Source organism: Devosia psychrophila (assembly GCF_000971275.1).
GTDB lineage: Bacteria > Pseudomonadota > Alphaproteobacteria > Rhizobiales > Devosiaceae > Devosia > Devosia psychrophila.
On sequence record NZ_LAPV01000085.1, the window covers coordinates 36,820 to 55,940 of the forward strand.

Genomic DNA, 19,121 nt, shown 5'->3' on the forward strand with positions numbered 1-19,121 from the left:
GTTAAGTCAGACCCCGCCCCTGATCTCGGACTTCACTTCCTTCTCATACCATTCGCCAAGCTTGCCCATCAGCGCCGGAAACAGGCTTTTCTGCTCGCTCGCCGCAACATTGTCGGCCAGCTGCTCCGGCTTGCTGACGCCGGCAATGATGGTGCTCACCTGCGGATGGTCCAAGATCCAGCGCAGTGCAAACTGGCTCATCGGCAACGCTTCCGGCGCCAGCCCACGCAACTCGCCCACCAGCTCGACGCCACGCTCGAACGGAATGCCCGAAAACGTCTCGCCCACCGAAAATGCCTTGCCGTCGGCATTGTAGTTGCGGTGATCGGTCGCATCGAACCGCGTCGACTTGTCATACTTGCCGCTGAGCAGCCCGCTCGCCAGCGGCAGCCGCACGATAATACCAACATCGCGCTCCGCTGCCTTGGGCAACAGCTCCTTGGCCGCATCCTGGCGGAACAGGTTAAAGATGATCTGCAGCGTCGCGCAGCCCTCCTGTTCGAGGCAGATCAGCCCTTCCTCGATGGTCTCGATACTGGCGCCCCAGTGCCGCACCAGCCCTTCGGCCTTGAGCGTATCCATCCAGCCAAAAATCTGCCCATCGCGCAACACATCCGTCGGAACGCAATGCAACTGCGCCAGGTCGAGCGTTGCCACGCCGAGACGATCGGCCGACCCCTGCAGGCTGGCGCGAATACCATCGAGCGAATAGTGGTCCGGAAACAGCGTGCCCGAGCGTCCCAGCTTGGTAGCCACAAAGACACCCGCCGCCTTGGCATGCGCGCCGATCCGGCTCTCGCTCAACCCACCGCCATAAACGTCCGCCGTGTCCCAAAACGTCACGCCGGCATCACTGGCCGCATCGAGAATGGCGCTAGCCGTGTCGTCGCCCACCGGCCCAAAATCGCCGCCAAGCTGCCAGCAGCCTAGCCCGATTTCGCTGACGTCATAACCTGTCTTGCCCAATCGACGCGTTTTCATCAGTTTTGTCCTTTGCCCATGGCGCCGGCCCCAGCCAAAGGCGCACAACTATAATGGATTGGATCGTCACTCGATCCACAGCCGCGGGCCACGTCGGCGGTAAAGCCACACTGCCCTATTCGAAATAGTCCGGATGCGCGGCGATGGTCTGGCTCAGCAGCACCTCCGCTCGCGCCAGATGAGCCCGCATCGCGACTTCAGCCCCCGCCACGTCGCCTGCGGTCACGGCGGCGACAATGGTTCTGTGCTCGCTGATCGCCAGTTTCGACGATGACGATCCCAGCGTCAGGTAGCGCACCCGGTCGAGCTGCATCTTGTGGTCGTCGATCAGCTGCCACGCATATTCCACGCCGATCAGCCGCGCCAGGGTACGGTGAAACAGCTCGTCCAGCGTATGGAAACGCCGGCTGTCATTGGCATTGGATGCAGCCTCCTGCTCGGCAATCAGCTCACCCAGCACCGTGCCTGCGTCGGCGCTCGGATGCCCGGCCAGCCGGCGAATGATTTCGACCTCGATCGACTCACGGATAAACCGGCTCTGCCGCACGCCTTCCGGCGAGATTTTTTTGACCACCGTCGCCCGCTTGGGGCGGATCAGCAAAAGGCCCTGCTGCGCCAGCCGGATGAAAGCCTCGCGCACCGGCTGCCGCGACACGCCGTAGCGGCCGGCGATATCGCTCTCGGAAATTACGTCGCCGGGCCGCAGCGCCATGGTCACGATATCGTCGCGCAACGCGCCGACGACGCGCAGCGCCATGGTTTCCTCTTGGATGTCGGACACGCTGGCGGCCACTTTTGCTGTTTCCCTTTCCGACCTTGTGCCCGATACGGGCGCCAATGCGCCCACTGTTTGCAAGCTTCCACAGAAAACTGGCCCGGACCCGTCACAATCGTCACCGCCATCGCCAAAGAAGCAGTACCCCTTTTCTATCTTGTATGGTAGACGCTCGTCACGTGCCGGGATGAAACATCGCAGCACCTGAGTTTTACTAAGACCGGAGAATATCGAATGGCCAAGACCTACGCGCTCGTGGGCACCGGCGGTCGTGCCCGCATGTTCTATGAAGCGATCCTGGGCCCGCATCGAGAACAATCAAGGCTCGTTGCGCTGTGTGACACCAATCAGGTGCGCATGGATTATACCAATCGGGTGATCCAGCAGGAATTCTCCGGCCAGGCGCTGCCGACCTACAAGGCCGCCGAGTTTGCGACCATGATTGCCGAGCACAAGCCCGACACGGTCATCGTCACCTCCATCGACCGCACGCATCATCACTATATCATTGCCGCGCTCGAGGCCGGTTGCGACGTCATCACCGAAAAGCCGATGACCACCGATCCCGAAAAGTGCCAGGAAATCCTCGACGCCGTCGAGCGCACCGGACGTTCGGTCCGCGTCACGTTCAATTACCGCTATGCACCGCACAATTCCGCCCTGCGCGAGCTGATCGCCGAAGGCGCCATCGGCACTCCCACCTCGGTGCATTTCGAGTGGCTGCTCGATACAAGGCATGGTGCCGACTACTTCCGCCGCTGGCACCGCGACAAGCGCAATAGCGGCGGCCTCATGGTCCACAAATCGACGCATCATTTCGACCTGGTCAACTTCTGGCTCGGCTCGCAGCCGGATACGGTTTTTGCCATGGGCGACCTGAAATTCTACGGCCGCGCCAATGCCGAGGAACGCGGCGTCTTCACGCCCTATACGCGCACCACCGGCGTTGAAGCTGCCAAGGACGACCGCTTCGCCATCAGCCTGACCGACAATCCGGTCCAGAAGGGCCTCTATTGGGACGCCGAAAAGGAAGATGGCTACCAGCGCGACCAGAACGTCTTCGGCGACGGCATCTCCATCGAAGACACGATGAATGTCATGGTCCGCTACCGGAACAAGGCGGTGATGACCTATTCATTGCATGCCTACGCGCCTTGGGAAGGCTTCAACGTCGCCATCAATGGCACCGGCGGACGCCTTGAGCTGATGGTCCGCGAGACGTCCTACATCAACGCAGGTTCGACCTCGACCGCCGAGGGCGCTGCCAAGGGCATCGATCTCTATCATTTCCCGCTGCATGGCGAACCGCGCGTCGTCCCGGTCATGGCGGGCGAAGGCGGCCATGGCGGCGGCGACAAGATCATGCTCGACGAAATCTTCGGCACCGCCACCCCCAAACCGGGCTATGGCGCCAACCATCGCGACGGCGCCCTATCGATCCTGACCGGCATTGCAGCCAACCAGTCGTTCGCGACTGGGCTCCCGGTAGATGTGAAGACGCTGGTGAAGTTCTAGAATTCTAGGGCCAAACTACCCCCACCCTCATTCCCTCCCCACAAGGGGGAGGGAGGCGATGAACATGGGCATTAGAGCTGGCGCCTCCCTCCCCTGAATGGGGAGGGAATGAGGGTGGGGTGATGGCTAACACCGGCTTCAAGCTCAGTACGTGCATAAAAAAGCCGCCCCAAAGGAGCGGCTTCATAAGCTCGGCGCGTAGTAAATCCCTACTGACTAAACGGCACGCTTGCCGTCAGCACCTTGCCGGAATCGTTGAACTCGACCTCGAAGTCGACCGTGATGCTGTTGTTATCCTCGAGCAATATCCGCGAACCGATCCGCACGTCGCTGCCGGTGCGGTCTTTCTGGCGTTCCTTGAGGTCAAAGCTGATCTTGTCCTGGTTCTGCTGGCCAATGGCGATGCCGGTAAAGCCGGCGTTCGAACTCATCGCCGCTTCATACTGCTTGTTGGTGTCGCTATAGGCGATGGTGCCGCTGATCGACAGCGTGGCGCTGACCAGCGTGCAGCGGCCCGAATAATTGATCTTGCCCTGGTTGCCCTTGGCGACAGTCAAGCGGCAACGGAACGGCTCGGGCTTGTCGCCACCGACCAATGCCCCTTCGCCCCGCCAGCTGCCGACGTAGGACCCCAGCAAGGCAAGGTCGGCTTCAGCAGCCGGAACGCTGATCGGAAGCAGTGCCATCATCGGCAAAGCCACAGTCATCGCGATAAATTCGGAACGCATGGTCATGAGAAAGTGCCCCCTACCGCTTGAAACAACAGATTCTGTATCTGTCTGCCAGTGGGGAGATATCGAAGCCAGTGAAAATCTGACACAGCTGTTTCCATTGTTATAAATTCGCTAGCGCGCGATGGCTAAAAATGAGCCCGTCGGCTCGGGCATTCCGACATGAACGCATCAAGATGGAAACGGTTCTGGTGAAGACTTCTACAGCTGCGATCATCGACGCCCGCAACGTGACCTATAGTCTGGAAGTTGCCTGGCGACCGCTCCACATCTTGAAACAGGTTTCCCTGCGCGTCGCGCCGGCCGAAGTGGTCGCTATCGTCGGTCCCTCCGGCAGCGGCAAGACCTCCCTGCTGATGCTGCTGGCCGGCCTCGAACGCGCCACCACCGGGTCGGTCTCGGTCAATGGCGCCGATCTCGAGGCGCTCGACGAGGACGACCTGGCTCGCTTCCGCCGCAAGACCATGGGCATCGTCTTCCAGAGCTTTCATCTCATCCCGTCGCTAACGGCGCACGATAATGTCGGTCTGGCGCTCGAAATTGCGCAGCCGCAGCTGTCTATGTCACAAGTGCGCGAGCGCGCCGCGGCGGCGCTGACCGCAGTCGGTCTTGGCGACCGCCTCGATCATCGTCCTTCCGCGCTATCAGGCGGCGAACAGCAGCGCGTCGGCCTCGCCCGCGCCATGGTCGCCAACCCGCCGTTGCTGCTGGCCGATGAGCCGACCGGCAATCTCGACCAGACCACCGGCGCCGTCGTCGTCGATCTGATGTTCGACCTCGCCCGCAAGCAGGGCACCGCCGTGGTGCTCATCACCCACGATCCTCACCTGGCCGAACGCGCCGACCGGGTATTCACCATGACGGCGGGCGAACTCGTCGAAACCACGGTCGCTCGCTGATGCGCCAGTTTCTGGCCGCAATTCGCATTGGCCTGCTCGACATGCGCGGCGATCTGCGCCGTTTCGTATTACTCGTGGTCTGCCTCGCCGTCGGCACCGCGCTGATTGCCGGTGTCAATTCCGTGGGCGCCAGCATTAGCCGCGCCATCGAATCCGGCGCAGCCGAGCTGATGGGCGGCGATCTCGAACTGTCTCGCGCCGACCGCGTCGCCACTGCGGCTGAACTCGTTACCATGGCGACTTTCGGCAAGGTCACAGACACCGTCGATACCAATGTCCGCGCCGAGTCAGCTGCTGCCGACGCCTTCGTAGATCTTGCTGCCGTCGGCCCCGACTATCCCCTGCTGGGCAGCGTAGCCAGCCCGCAACTCACCGGCAGCACCACCCTCGCCGACCTTTTGGACATCCGCGACGGCGTGCCTGGCGCACTGGTCGATGGTCTGCTGCTCGATCAACTGAAAATCCAAGTTGGCGATAGCTTCAGTCTCGGCGGCACCGATTTCCAAGCCCGAGGCATCCTCACCCGCCTGCCCGACGGCGCCGTCCGCGGCTTCCGCCTTGGCCTCACCACGCTGATTTCCGCCGAAGGCTTTGCCGGCGTTTCCGACCGCTCCTCGCCGCTGCCCGGTCTTGGCACCTGGTCGCGCTACAAAATCCTGCTGACGAGCGACGACACCGCCGCCGCGCGCCTGGCGCTGGATGACGCCTTCGCCAACACTGGCTGGACCATCCGCTCGGCCCGCGATGGCCTCGGCCAGATGGTGCGCTACTACGATTTGTTCATGCGCTTCCTCGTCATCGTCGGCCTCGGTTCGCTGCTGATCGGCGGCGTCAGCGTCTGGACCGGCATGCAGGCCTATATCGCCGAGCGCGCCAGCGTCATCGCCGTGCTGCGCTCGATGGGCGCCGGCCGCACCCGCATTTTCCTGCACTTCTTTGCCCAGGTGACCATGCTTGCCGCCGTCGGCGTCGGCATCGGCCTGCTCATCGGCGGCGGCGGTGCCTACCTGCTGCTGCCCTATGTCGGCCGCGCCGTTGGCATCGACCTGCTTCCCGCCCTGCATCTGCAGCCCCTGCTGGTCGCGGCCGGCGCCGGCTTCGTCACGGCCTTTGCATTTTCCTACCTGCCGCTGCAGCAGGCCCAGGCGATCCGACCAGTCTTGTTGTTCCGCTCCAAGGGCCTCTCCGCCCCACCGACCGACTGGCGCGCCTTGCTGCATTCCTGGCAGGTGCTGCCGTTAATAGCCGCGGCGATTGCCTTCTTCGTGCTCGCCTGGCTGATGACCGGCGATAGCCAGCTGGTCCTGGCCTTCGGCTTCGCCAGCGCCGCTGCGGCCATCATCTTCCAGCTTTTCATCCACGCCATCCAGTGGGCGCTCCGCCACCTGCCAGAGCCACGCATCCTGCATTTGCGCCACGCGCTGCGCGCCATTTCCGGCTCCGGCCAGAATGCTGCCTCGGTCGTCGTCTCGGCCGGCATGGCGCTGGCCATGTTGATCGTCGTGCTGGTGCTGCAGGCCAATATGCGCCAGGAATTCCTCGGCGCCTCGGCTTTTGATGCCCCAACGCTGGTGGCCTCCGACCTCTTCCCCGATGAGGTCGAAACGCTGCAAACCATGGCTGCCCCCGGCAGCAATATTACCCGCTTCATCTCAACTCCGATGCTGCGCGGCATGCTGAGCGAAGTTGGTGGCATCCCCGCCGCCGACGTCCGCACCCGCGGCCCCGAAGCAACCTTCCTCTTGGCCGGCGAAGTGCCCCTCACCTTCCGCGCCGAGCTGCCGGCGTCGTCCCGCGTCACCTCGGGCGAATGGTGGCCCGCCGACTATTCCGGACCCGGCCTCGTCTCGCTGCACCAGAGCCTGCGCTCCGGCCTCGGCGTCGATCTTGGTGACACGTTGACCTTCACCATGTTCGGCGAACCGGTCACGGTCACTGTCGCCAGCTTCCGCGATTATTCCTGGCAGGGCGGCATCGACTTCCTCGCCACCTTTTCGCCCGGGGTTATCGACGCTTACCCGACGACCTTGTTTGCCGCCGTCACCGCAGCGCCCGGCCAGGAAGACGCCGTCAAGCGCCAGCTTGCCACCGACCTGCCCGATATCCGCTTCATTGCCATCGGCGATACCCTCAAGCAGATCACCGATGCCCTGGCCCAGCTGTCCTTCGCGTCAGCGCTGGTGGGCGGCCTCGCCGTCGGCAATGGCCTGCTCGTCCTGATCGGCAGCCTCTCGACCGGCCGCCGCCAGCGCGAAGCCGATACCATCATCACCAAGGTGCTGGGCGGCACCCGCCGCACCCTGCTCGGCACGGCGTTTTTGCAATATCTGATCCTCGCCATCCTCGCCGCCATCCCCGCCACCATCCTGGGCGTCGGCGTCGGCTGGCTCGTCAGCATGGTCATGCTCAATGTCGATTTCACCCTCAACGCCAGAGTGCTCGGCGTCGTCCTCACCACCGCCATCCTGATCACCGCCCTGCTCGGCTCGCTCACCATCCTCCGCGCCGCCACGGCAAGACCGGCCCGACTGCTGCGTGACCTCTGAACGAAAACGGCGCCCGGACCCCAGGGTCCGAGCGCCGCACTTAGTTGAAGCAGGCCAGCTTAGTTGGTGAAGCGGAACACCGACAATTCGCAGACATTGTTGGCCGTCGAGGTGACCTTGGCTCCGTCCTCGAACACCGCGAGGAAGTCATATTTGCAATAACCGCTGCCGTCATCGATGTTGATCGTGACCGTGCCGCCGGCCGGCAAGACGTTTTTGCCCAGGATATCTTCCTCCCAGGACTTGCTACCGGTGTTCGACGCGTAGAATTCCTGGATCGTGTAGTTCGATTCATTGACGATCTGCACCCGGCGATCAAGCGCCTGGGCGTTTGTCACCCCAACCGCAAACAGCGCAAGCACAGCAGTTGTCAAAATTTTCTTCATAATCTCCCCTAACGCGTCCCATAGTCCCACCATCAAATAAAACGCCCCGCGTTGCTTTGGCAATGGGATTCCCAACAAACAGCGATCACGCTTTAAACTTGTGGTTAGCGCTGACGGGCTGTCCTTACGAGAGGCTCCCACATCCGGGCCAAACAACCCCCACCCTTATATCCCTCCCCACGAGGGGGAGGGAGACAACGAACACGGATATTTGGCCTAGCGCCTCCCTCCCCTGAATGGGCTTCGAGCCGTCCCGTAGGGCAAATCGCTTCAGTGAAGCGACTAGAGGTGCGAAGGCCATGAGAACTATGCTCGAATGGCTAGGAATGAGGGTGGGGTGATGGGCGCCACCGAGGCTTGGGCATCGAACGCCGATGCCCCCACTCAACTCTGTGACTTGCCCAAACCCCATGTCCCCGAATCGCCATCGTCGGTGCTAACACTCGCTCATCCATTCGTACTCACGCGTGCCACCAATCCTCCGGGACGTGTCCACCCGATCCGGAGACTTGATGAAGGTAGCAATCGACATGGGCGCAACGACGGGCGCCGTGCCCGCGACGCTCGATCTCGAAGAGCTCCTCGCCACGCGTCTGCTGGTGCAGGGCAATTCGGGCTCCGGCAAGTCGCACCTGCTGCGCCGCCTGCTCGAACAGTCCGCCCCCTGGGTGCAGCAGTGCATCATCGATCCCGAAGGCGATTTCACCACTCTGTCGGAAAAATTCGGCCACACCGTTGTCGACGCCACCCGTACCGAAGCCGAGTTGACCCGCATCGCCGCCCGCGTCCGCCAGCATCGCGTCTCGGTCGTGCTCAATCTCGAAGGCCTGGACGTCGAACAGCAAATGCGCGCCGCTGCCGCCTTCCTTGGCGGCATGTTCGATGCCGATCGCGACTTCTGGTACCCGGTGCTCGTCGTCGTCGATGAAGCCCAGCTGTTCGCCCCAGCCGCTGCCGGTGAAGTCTCCGACGAAGCGCGCAAACTGTCGCTCGGCGCCATGACCAACCTGATGTGCCGCGGCCGCAAGCGTGGCCTGGCCGGCGTCATCGCTACCCAGCGCCTCGCCAAGCTGGCGAAAAACGTCGCCGCTGAAGCCTCCAACTTCCTGATGGGCCGCACATTCCTTGATATCGATATGGCCCGCGCCGCCGATCTGCTCGGCATGGAAAAGCGCACCGCCGAACAGTTCCGCGACCTGGCCCGCGGCCATTTCATCGCCCTCGGCCCGGCCATTTCCCGCCGCCCCATGCCGGTCACCATCGGCACCGTCGAAACTTCGGCCCGCTCATCGAGCCCCAAACTAATGCCCTTTGAAGCGCCGCTAGACGCCGCCGACCTGATCTTCACCGCCGACCCCGACGAGGCCATCCGCCCTGTGGTGCGCCGCGCCGCGCCGCCACCACCGCCCTCGACCAATGATCTGCTGGCCCAGCTCAGCCGCGCCCGCCCGCCGGCCGAGGAAGCGCCCGTCTCCCTTTTTCCCGAGATCGACGAAGCCGAGCGCGACGCCCAGATCGATGCGATCATGGCCGAACTGCTCGGCGATCCCGACGCCAGCTTCCGCACCATCGCCGTGCTGTATCAGGATTTCCTGGTCCGCTGCCGCATCCGCCGCGTCCCGGGCGAGCCACCGGCGCTACCCGCCTTCAAGCGCCGCCTTGCCGTGGCGCGCGTCGCCCCCGATATCGAGACCGCCCAGTCCGACGGTTGGCAGCAGGCGTTGACGATGTCCGCGACGCTCAGCGATGACGTGCAGGGCGTCTTCCTGGTGCTGGCGCAAGCCGCTCTGAGCGCAGCGCCTTGCCCCTCTGACGCCACCCTCGCCCGCCTCTACGGCACCCACTCCGCCAGCCGCGCCCGCCGCCTGCTGACCTGGTTCGAAGAACGCGGACTTCTGGTCGTCCGCCTCGACTTCCGCCAAAACCGCGTCGTCGCCTTCCCCGACCTCAACGCCGAAACCGCCCCCGGAAACCCCAACGGCCCAGACATGCTGGCCGAAGAACGCGGCGCCGCGGAGTAACCTTCTGTTGGCGCAAAGTCTTCAGTCGACCCCCTCCCCCGTCGAGGGGGAGGTGCCGCGCGGTGCTCATGGCATAATCTCATCCCACCACTGCCGTCACCCTCGGGCTTGACCCGAGGGCCCTACACTTGCCGAACCCGAAAATGAAACACCCCCGGACAAGTCCGAGGGTGCAAATTTGTGCAGTGCGTGGAAGCGCTCAATCGTCCTCCACAAACACCTCTTTCCGTTTCCGCCGAATACTCGGCAACACTGCGATCACCACCGCCAGCACCGCCAGTCCCAGCAGGGTCGCCGAGATCGGCCGGGTGATGAACACTGTCGCATCGCCGCGCGAAATGATCATCGCCCGCCGCAGGTGCTCTTCCAGCAATGGCCCCAGAACGAAGCCCAGCAGCAGCGGCGCCGGCTCGCAGCCGAACCGCATCAGCACATAACCAAGCACGCCGAAAAACGCGATCGCATAGACGTCGTAGATATTCTGGTTGATCGAATAACACCCGATGCAGGCGAACAGCACGATGGCCGGAAACAGCGCCCGATAGGGGATCGACAACAGCTTCACCCACAGCCCGATCAGCGGCAGGTTGAGCAGTACCAGCATCACATTGCCGATCCACATCGAGGCGATGATGCCCCAGAACAGCGCCGGCTGGTCGTTGATCACATTGGGGCCGGGCGTGATGCCCTGCAGGATGAACGCACCCACCATCAGCGCCATCACCGGATGGGCCGGAATACCCAGCGTCATCAGCGGAATAAACGACGTCTGCGCCGCGGCATTATTCGCCGATTCCGGCCCCGCCACGCCCTCGATGGCCCCATGACCAAACTCTTCGGGGTGCTTGCTCAGCCGCTTTTCCGCTGAGTATGAGGCAAATGACGCGAGGATATGTCCGCCGCCCGGCAGGATGCCGAGCACCGAGCCCAGCGCCGTGCCGCGCAGCACCGGCGCGATGATCCGCTTGAAGTCGTCCTTGGTCAGCCACAGGTTCTTGACCGCTTTCACCATCACGTCGCGGCCTTTTTCGTTCTCGAGATTGCGCAGGATTTCGGCCACGCCGAACACACCCACCGCCACCGAAACGAAGTTCAGCCCCGAATATAGCTCGCGCACCCCCATCGTGAAGCGCGGCTGGCCGGTATAAATATCCTGCCCCACCATGCCGAGCAGCAGCCCCAGTACGATCATGCCCAAGGCCTTGAGGATGGAGCCATGCGCCAGCGCAATCGACATCAGCAGGCCCAGCACGATCAGCGCGAAATATTCCGGCGCCCCGAAATTGAGCGCCGCTCGCGCAAGGGGCGGCGCAAAAAACGCCAGCAGCAGCGTGCCCACCGTACCGGCAAAAAACGAGCCCAGGGCCGCCGTGGCCAGCGCCGGACCAGCACGGCCCTTCTTGGCCATCTCGTAGCCGTCGATCGCCGTCACCGCCGAGGAACTCTCCCCCGGCAGGTTGATCAGGATGGCCGTGGTCGAGCCACCGTATTGCGCGCCGTAATAAATACCGGCCAGCATGATCAGCGCGCCGGCCGGCGACAGTGAAAAGGTGATCGGCAACAGCATGGCGATGGTCGCGGTTGGCCCGATGCCGGGCAGCACGCCGACCAGCGTGCCCAGCAGCACGCCGATGAAACAATAAAGGATATTCATCGGGTCGAGAGCGACCGAAAACCCCAGGCTAAGCGAAGCAATCATGTCCATTTTGCGCTCCTACATCCCGAGCCAGGGGCCGAACCACGGCACGCTCATGCCAAGTCCGATAACGAAAATCAGGGTACACATCACGGTCAGCGTGATGGCGAGAAGCACGGCAAACAACGGCGAGTTCAGCCTGCTCGACAGCGCCGCCGCAAAGCTCGAGACAAACACCACCGGCACGAAGCCAAGCCCGCGAATGGTGGCGCCAAAAAACATCACCACCCCGATAATCAGTCCGATGCCACGCCACGACGGCGTGAACCGTTCGTCGGTGTCCGGCTTCTTCCAGCCGCCCGCCGCCACCACAATCCCGAGCCCGGTCAGCACCGCCCCAAGGAACAGCGGCATAAACCCCGGCCCCATTCGAAACGCCGTGCCCACCTCATAGGTCAGCGCCTCAAGCGCAAAATAAGCCCCCGCCACGACAAAGATGCCGCCCGACACGAGGTCCTTGGTCGAAAAATACGAGACCGCCATCGATCCCTCCCCGAATGTTATTGCTGCTTGAGCACGATGACCCAGTCGACACCCTCCCCCTTGCGGGCTTCGAGCCGGCCGTAGGCAAAATCGCTGCATTGCAGCGATTTTAGGTGAGAAGGCCATGAGAGCTATGCTCGAATGGCTGGTCAGGGAGGGGGGCGTTTAGCCCCAATATTCGGGCTAAACCCCACCCCCTCCTAGCCTCCCCCGTCGAGGGGGAGGTACCGCGCAGTGGGCGTGGCAAAATCAAGCCAGCGCCCACCAGCCAGTCTTAGTCCGCGTAAACCCCAGCAGCCTCGATGACGCCCTTCCACAGTGCGATCTGGCTGGTCAGCAACTCTGTCAGCGCAGCCGGCGTAGCTTCCGCAGCTGTAACCGGCACAGTCCCCAGTTCGGCAAACCGGCTGATCACCGTCTCATCGGTCAGCGCCTTCTGCAGCGCCGCTTCGAGCTTGGTGATGATCGCCGCATCGGTCCCAGCCGGAGCATACAGCCCGTGCCACACGCCGATCTGCAGGTCCAAGCCGCCTTCAGCCGTGGTCGGCAGGTCCGGTAGGTTTCCCAAGCGCGCGGCCGTGGTCACGGCATAGGCCTTCACTTCGCCGGCCTGGATCTGGCTGGTGGTATTGGTGCTCTGGTCGCAGATCATGTCGATCTGGCCGCCGATGATGTCGGTCATTGCCGGGCCAGCACCCTGATAGGGCACTGTGGTCATCTGCGTATCCAGCGCATCCATCAGCAGCATGCCGCAGAGCTGGCTCGCCGAACCGATACCGGCATGGGCATAGGTGACGTTCTCGCCATTGGCCTTGATGTAATCCATCAGTTCGGCCAGCGTCGTCGGCTCGAAATCCTTCTTCGCCACCAGCGTCATCGGCACCGAGGTGATCAGCCCGATCGGCGCAAAGTCCACGGTCGGATCATACGGCAGGCTGCGATACAGGGTCGGCGCGGTCGACATACCGATATGATGCAGCAGCAGCGTATAACCATCGGCCTGGGCCGTCGCGACCTGACCGGCACCCAGCGTGCCACCGGCGCCGCCGACATTCTGCACCACCACCTGCTGGCCGAGGTCCTGGCTCATCACTTCGGCGATCAGGCGCGCCACCGTATCAGTCGGGCCACCAGCCGAGAACGGCACCACGACGGTGATCGGCTTGGTTGGATAGTCCTGCGCCAGCACAGTGCCAGAAAATGCCAAGCCTGCAGCCAGCATGCTTGCGGCTAAAGTAACCGTGTTCTTGTTCATATTGTCCTCCGGATTGCTAAGGATGCCGGCTCCCCGCCGCATCCATGCCTTCAGCATTGCAAACCCCGTGCCAAGTGAAAAACGCAAGGCAGATATGCAGTTCGCCCGGAGCGTGTTAGCACGTTCGGCAAGAACTTGCCGATGAACAGGCAAGATTTCGGCAATATCTTGCCAACAGGAGTGCATTTGCCCACCCGCTTCCGCTTCCGCGAACTGCTGCACCGCCGCCAGCTCCTTCTGGCCGGCATCGCTTTAACCATGGTTCTCGCCACCGGCTGGGCCGCCTTCGAGGTCGCCCTGTCCGGCGCCGTAGCCAATGCCGGCCAGCAGTCCGACCGCCGCCTCGCCCTGTTCGACCGCACCCTCGAAGCCATTATCGAGCGCTTCCACTATCTCCCCTCCTCCATGGCCCTCGCCGCCGAAACCCGCGCCATCCTTGCAGATTCTGCCAATCCAGACCTGCGCGAAGCCGCCAACGGCTTCCTCTCCAAGCTCAACGACACGGCCGGCGCTGGGGAACTCTTCATCATGGCGCCCGACGGCAATGTCGTCGCCGCCTCCAACTGGTGGGCCTATGACAGCTTCGTCGGTGAAAACCTCGCTTACCGCCCCTATTTCGAAGAGGCGATGCTGGATGGCGATGCCAAATTCTACGCCGTCGGCACTGTCACGGGCGTTGCCGGCTACTTCCTCGCCCGCCGCATCGATGGGCCCGACGGGGCTCTCGGCGTAGCCGTCACCAAGATCAACCTCGGCGAAATCGAAGCCAACTGGTGGCGCAGCGGCGAACTGCTGGTCATCGTCGACCTCAACAATGTCGCCATCCTCTCCACCCGCCCCGACTGGCGCTATCGCCCGCTGTCACTGATCGGTCCCGGCGACGCCAGCCGCATCGAGGGCGAATTGCGCTACGGCACCACCGGCCTCGAAAGCCAGCCTATCGCCGCCGACATCTGGCCCTCGCGCGGCGCGAACTTTGCCTTCGTCGGCGGCGCTGACCCCGACACCTCCGGCCTGTTCCTGCTCGATGAACTGCGCCTCCCCACCCATCAATGGCGCATCCTGTCCTTCACACCCACCGGCCCGCTGTTCCGCTACGCCTGGATCGCCGCCGCAGCCGCCGCCCTCGCCGCCGCAGCCTTTCTCCTCATCATTGCGCTTCTTGTGCAGCGCCAGCGCATCGTCGCGCAGCGCCTTGCCGATCACGATCGCCTCGAGCAACGCGTCGCCGAGCGCACCGAGGACCTGCACATCACCAACGAGGCCCTGCGCGCGGAAATCGCCGAACGCATCCGCGCCGAAAAGGCCGAGCGTGAGGCCCAGCATGGCCTGGTCCAAGCCGCCAAGATGGCCAGCCTCGGCCAGGCGCTGGCCGGCGTCGCCCACGAGGTCAGCCAGCCCGTCGCCGCCCTTACCACCCACCTCGCCAGCGCCAAGCTGATCGCGGCCCGCGACCAGCATAGCGACATCGCTCCCATCCTCGGCACCATGGACAAGGTCGTCGACCGCCTCGCCGCCCTCACCGGCCATCTCAAGACCTTCGCCCGCAAGGAAACCCGCGTCGAGATGCAGGCCGACCTGTCCACGGTCATCGCCAACGCGCTGGACCTCGTCGACCACAAGCTCAAGGCCACCGGCATCGACGTCGAATATACCCGCCACGGCGGCAAGCTCACCGTCACCGGCAACCCCATCCATCTCGAGCAGGTACTGATCAACCTCATCGCCAACGCCGCCGACGCCATGGAGCATCTGCCCATCCGCGTGCTCTCCATCGGCATCCGCAAGACCGTCAGAAATGTTGAAATCACCGTCACCGATACCGGCTCAGGCATCGCCGCCACCGAACTCGCCAACCTGTTCGACCCCTTCTATTCCACTAAGGACGCCGGCCGCGGCCTTGGTCTCGGCCTCTCCATCTCATACGGCCTGATCCGCGACATCGGCGGCGCCATCACGGTCCAAAGCCACCCCGGCAAAGGCAGCACCTTCACTGTGCGTTTGCCGTTGGCAGTGAGCGCAATTGCCCTCGATCCCCAACTTGAGGCCCATTCCCGATGAGATTGCCACGACTAGTCCAGTCGTCACCCTCCCCCTTGCGGGAAGGGTCAGGGAGGGGGGCGGTTGGCCCAAATATTGGGGCTCTCGCACCCCCTCCCAACCTCCCCCGTCAAGGGGGAGGTACTGCCCGGTGGTTGGGCAGAACTTTGCCACAAAACCTATCGTCGTCGCTTGAAGGCCAAACACAATGACCACCCCATCCGTCCTCATCGTCGATGACGAAGAAATGGTGCGCACCGCGCTCGAGCAGTGGCTGCGCCTCTCGGGTTTCACCACCCACGTCGCCACCAATGCCACCGACGCCCTCGCCATGCTCGACGACGTCCACCCCGACGTCATCCTCACCGATGTCCGCATGCCCGGCCTAAGTGGCCTAGACCTGCTCCGAACCGTCCGCGAGCGCGCGCTCAATGCCGAAGTCATCCTCATCACCGGGCATGGCGACGTTCCCATGGCCGTCGAAGCCATGCGCGGTGGCGCCTTCGATTTCCTGCAAAAGCCTTATGTGCCCGACCAACTGGTCAAAACCCTGCGCCGCGCCGCAGAACAGTCCAGCCTCAAGCGCGAAGTCGCCGAACTGCGCCGCAAGCTCGACGGCGGCGAGACCGAACTCGCCACCCGCCTCGTCGGCTCATCGCGTGTGATGGAAGAACTGCGCCACGCCGTCCGCGAACTCGCCTCCATCCCCACCGATGTCATCATTCTGGGCGAAACCGGCACCGGCAAGGAAGTCGTCGCCCGCTGCCTGCACGACTTTTCACCCAGATCAAAAGGCCCTTTCGTCGCCGTAAACTGCGCCGCCATCCCTGCCGAGCTCATTGAATCCGAACTGTTTGGCCACGAGGCCGGCGCCTTCACCTCGGCCCGCGACAAGCGCATCGGCAAGTTCGAATTCGCCAATGGCGGCACACTGCTCTTGGACGAAATCGAATCCATGCCCCTGCTGGCCCAGGCAAAAGTGCTTCGCGTCATCCAGGAGCGCATGGTCGAGCGCGTCGGCTCCAATCGCCAGATCCCGCTCGACGTCCGCATCGTCGCGGCCTCCAAAGTCGACCTCGCCGCCGAAAGCGACGCCGGCCGCTTTCGCGCCGACCTGTTTTATCGCCTCAACATGGCGACCATCCACCTCGCCCCCCTGCGCGACCGCGGCGAAGATTCCATCCTGCTGTTCCACCATTTCCTCGGCCAGGCCGCCACCCGCTTCAACAAGCCGGTTCCCGCGCTCCACCCCGCCGACATTAACGCCATCCTGGTCCACACCTGGCCCGGTAATATCCGCGAACTCAAAGCCGCCGCCGACCGCTTCGCCCTCGGCCTCGACGCCACGGGGAGATCACTCGACGCTATCTTGGGCCCCAAACCCAAGCCGGTATCCTCCACCGCCAGCCTCGCGGACAGATTAGCCGCCTACGAACGCCACATCATCGAAGCGGAACTGGCCAAACACAACGACAGCATCGCGGCAGTGGTCGATGCACTGCAGGTGCCGAGACGAACATTGAGTGAGAAAATGGCCCGCTTGGGCGTCAGACGCTGAACGTCACTGCATGTTGGTTGAACGCACTAGCGTAGGTTGAGATTCTGGTGAGGGCGAGACGACAATGATGGTCGTCGAGAACCGGAGCGGAGCGTACTACAGTACGTGAGCACCGGAAGCGCAGACGGCCGGCATTTGCAGGCCGCCATCGCCTGAATATCGGCCTACGCTAGCCCACCAGCTCAACCTTGAAACTATACCGTCCACTCGCCCCGGGCCCCAGCACCTCGCCATACGGCCGCTCGCTCAGCTCATCACTCCCGCCAACCTCGGCCGCCATCCCGCGCCACGGCTCCAAACACACAAACGGCGCCCCTGCCTTCGACCAGATGGCAAAATTCGGCAAGTTCTCCCACGTAAACCGGATCGCCTTCTCACCGGCGGAGTACCGCACCCCCGCCCCCGCCCCGTCCGGAAAAATCATCGCGTCCGCATCGAACAGCCCATGCTCCAGCACCAGCACGCCATCATGAAAAGGCGACGGCAACACATCCGGCGCCACCAGCCCGCCTGATAGCCGCGCCAACGCAGGCTCGCCGCCATTATCCAGCACCACCAGATGCTCCAGCGCCCCGCATCCCGGCAGCGGCCACACAAAAGCCGGATGAAATCCGATGCCGAACGGCATCACTCGATCACCCGTATTGCTCACCTCTGCGGTAATGACGACAGCGCGCCCAACCACCCGATGCTCCAGCGTCAGCGCGAACCCGAACGGATAAATCGACTGCGTCGTCGGACTGGATTTCAGTTCAAACCGGCAAAAATCCTCGCCCTGCCCAACCAGCGCAAATTCGCTGCGCCGGGCAAAGCCATGCTGCCCCATCGGATAGCGCCTGCCCTCGATGCTGACATGGTCCCCCGGCGCCTTGCCGACGATCGGAAACAGCACCGGCGACCGCCCGGCCCAAAACGCCGCATCGCCATTCCACAGCCACCTTTGCCCATCGCTGGTCACGATAGACTGCATCTCGGAACCGAGTGGCGACACCTCAACCGAGACCTGTTCATTGCCGATGCGAATGTTGCTCATGCGATGCTCCTGTCTCTGCCTATTGCCCTACCCTCGCTGATCCGCCATGAACCGGCAATGCTTTCGTCCCTGCCGCCCCTGCCCATCGACAATGTCCTGCCCGCCCTGCGCGATGCGCTCGTTGCCACTCCCTATGCCGTGCTCGTCGCGCCGCCCGGCGCCGGCAAGACCACGCGCGTGCCGCTGGCCCTGCTCGATGCTCCATGGCGCGGTAATAGCCGCATCATCATGCTCGAACCCCGCCGCCTCGCCGCCCGCGCCGCCGCCGGCCAGATGGCACGCCTGCTCGGCGAGGACGTCGGCCAGACCGTCGGCTACCGCGTCCGCATGGACAGCAAGGTCACTGCCAAGACCCGCGTCGAGATTGTCACCGAGGGCGTTTTCACCCGCATGCTGCTCGACGACCCCGAACTCACCGGGGTCGCCGCCGTCATCTTTGACGAATTCCACGAACGCAGCTTGGACGGCGATCTCGGCCTCGCCCTGACCCTGGACGCAGCGGCTCTCCGCCCAGACCTCCGCGTCCTCGTCATGTCCGCCACCATCGACGGCGCTCGCGTTGCCAAGTTGCTCGACAATGCCCCAGTGATCGAAAGCCTCGGCCGCGCCTTCCCGGTGCAAACCATTCACCGCGAGCCCGATCCGCTGCAGCGCATCGAAGACCAGGTCGCCAATGCGGTCCTCGCCGCCCTGCGCGAGCATGAAGGCTCCGCCCTGGTCTTTCTCCCCGGTCAGGGCGAAATCACCCGCGTCGCCGAGCGCCTGACTGGCCGTGTGCCACCCGATACCGATATCGCGCCACTCTATGGCCAGCTCACCCCCGCCGAGCAGGACCGGGCTATACGTCCCGCCGAGCCCGGCCGCCGCAAGGTGGTGCTCGCCACCTCCATCGCCGAAACCTCGCTGACCATCGACGGCGTCCGCATCGTCATCGACGCAGGTTTCCGCCGCGTCCCGGTCTATGAACCCGGAACCGGCCTGACCACGCTCGCCACCACCCGCGTCTCCCGCGCCGGCGCCGACCAGCGCCGTGGCCGCGCCGGTCGCACCAGTGCCGGCGTCGCCATCCGCCTGTGGAATGAGGGCCAGACCGCCGCCCTTGCCCCCTTCGAAACGCCCGAAATCCTCAGCGCCGATCTCGCCGGCTTTGCGCTGGACCTCGCCGTCTGGGGCGTCACCGACCCCGCCGCCCTGCCCTTCCT

The 19,121-nt window shown here is 63.7% G+C and carries 15 protein-coding genes; 7 read left to right on the forward strand and 8 right to left on the reverse strand.

Annotated elements, in window-relative coordinates:
- Positions 1-6: 6 nt before the first annotated feature.
- Positions 7-981 (reverse strand): aldo/keto reductase, encoded by a 975-nt coding sequence (locus WH91_RS07360; RefSeq protein WP_046170348.1) that lies wholly within the window; start codon positions 979-981, stop codon positions 7-9.
- Positions 982-1,096: 115 nt separating this feature from the next.
- Entirely contained in the window at positions 1,097-1,762 is a 666-nt protein-coding gene (locus tag WH91_RS24190) for a GntR family transcriptional regulator (protein WP_158409533.1), read from the reverse strand.
- 228 nt (positions 1,763-1,990) lie between these two features.
- Between WH91_RS24190 and WH91_RS07370 the strand changes: the two genes are divergently transcribed.
- Complete coding sequence (locus WH91_RS07370) at positions 1,991-3,271, forward strand: Gfo/Idh/MocA family oxidoreductase (RefSeq protein ID WP_046170349.1); 1,281 nt, start codon at positions 1,991-1,993, stop codon at positions 3,269-3,271.
- Positions 3,272-3,480: 209 nt separating this feature from the next.
- Here the strand turns inward: WH91_RS07370 and WH91_RS07375 are convergent, their stop codons facing one another.
- Positions 3,481-4,005: a heme-binding beta-barrel domain-containing protein gene (locus WH91_RS07375; RefSeq protein ID WP_046170350.1), complete on the reverse strand. Its 525-nt coding sequence runs from the start codon at positions 4,003-4,005 to the stop codon at positions 3,481-3,483.
- A 173-nt stretch (positions 4,006-4,178) separates the two neighbouring features.
- Here WH91_RS07375 and WH91_RS07380 point away from each other — a divergent pair, with 173 nt between their 5' ends.
- A complete protein-coding gene (locus WH91_RS07380; protein ID WP_046170351.1) occupies positions 4,179-4,901 on the forward strand; it encodes an ABC transporter ATP-binding protein in 723 nt (240 codons plus the stop codon).
- Positions 4,901-7,447: an ABC transporter permease gene (locus WH91_RS07385; RefSeq protein ID WP_046170352.1), complete on the forward strand. Its 2,547-nt coding sequence runs from the start codon at positions 4,901-4,903 to the stop codon at positions 7,445-7,447. The genes WH91_RS07380 and WH91_RS07385 overlap by 1 nt, the downstream gene beginning before the upstream one ends.
- A gap of 59 nt (positions 7,448-7,506) precedes the next feature.
- Here the strand turns inward: WH91_RS07385 and WH91_RS07390 are convergent, their stop codons facing one another.
- Entirely contained in the window at positions 7,507-7,833 is a 327-nt protein-coding gene (locus tag WH91_RS07390; protein WP_046170353.1) for a hypothetical protein, read from the reverse strand.
- Between the two features lie 512 nt (positions 7,834-8,345).
- On the opposite strand from WH91_RS07390, the gene WH91_RS07395 reads away from it, so the two are divergent.
- The gene (locus WH91_RS07395) at positions 8,346-9,854 is read left to right on the forward strand and encodes a helicase HerA domain-containing protein (RefSeq protein WP_046170354.1); all 1,509 of its coding nucleotides are present in this window, start codon (positions 8,346-8,348) and stop codon (positions 9,852-9,854) included.
- A 199-nt stretch (positions 9,855-10,053) separates the two neighbouring features.
- Here the strand turns inward: WH91_RS07395 and WH91_RS07400 are convergent, their stop codons facing one another.
- From WH91_RS07400 to WH91_RS07410, 3 genes are all read right to left on the reverse strand, one after another.
- Positions 10,054-11,559, reverse strand: a complete 1,506-nt coding sequence (locus WH91_RS07400; protein WP_046170355.1) for a tripartite tricarboxylate transporter permease — start codon at positions 11,557-11,559, stop codon at positions 10,054-10,056.
- A gap of 9 nt (positions 11,560-11,568) precedes the next feature.
- Positions 11,569-12,033, reverse strand: a complete 465-nt coding sequence (locus WH91_RS07405) for a tripartite tricarboxylate transporter TctB family protein (RefSeq protein ID WP_046170356.1) — start codon at positions 12,031-12,033, stop codon at positions 11,569-11,571.
- A 274-nt stretch (positions 12,034-12,307) separates the two neighbouring features.
- Positions 12,308-13,288: a tripartite tricarboxylate transporter substrate-binding protein gene (locus WH91_RS07410; RefSeq protein WP_046170357.1), complete on the reverse strand. Its 981-nt coding sequence runs from the start codon at positions 13,286-13,288 to the stop codon at positions 12,308-12,310.
- Between the two features lie 141 nt (positions 13,289-13,429).
- Here WH91_RS07410 and WH91_RS07415 point away from each other — a divergent pair, with 141 nt between their 5' ends.
- Both WH91_RS07415 and WH91_RS07420 read left to right on the forward strand, forming a co-directional pair.
- Entirely contained in the window at positions 13,430-15,349 is a 1,920-nt protein-coding gene (locus tag WH91_RS07415) for an ATP-binding protein (RefSeq protein ID WP_046170358.1), read from the forward strand.
- Between the two features lie 187 nt (positions 15,350-15,536).
- Positions 15,537-16,886, forward strand: a complete 1,350-nt coding sequence (locus tag WH91_RS07420) for a sigma-54-dependent transcriptional regulator (protein ID WP_046170359.1) — start codon at positions 15,537-15,539, stop codon at positions 16,884-16,886.
- A 169-nt stretch (positions 16,887-17,055) separates the two neighbouring features.
- Here WH91_RS07420 and WH91_RS07425 read toward each other — a convergent pair whose 3' ends face one another.
- Positions 17,056-17,919, reverse strand: a complete 864-nt coding sequence (locus WH91_RS07425; RefSeq protein WP_046170360.1) for an aldose 1-epimerase family protein — start codon at positions 17,917-17,919, stop codon at positions 17,056-17,058.
- Positions 17,920-17,976: 57 nt separating this feature from the next.
- On the opposite strand from WH91_RS07425, the gene hrpB reads away from it, so the two are divergent.
- Positions 17,977-19,121 (forward strand): ATP-dependent helicase HrpB (gene hrpB, locus WH91_RS07430; RefSeq protein ID WP_046170371.1); only part of this gene is annotated, 1,145 nt, incomplete at its 3' end.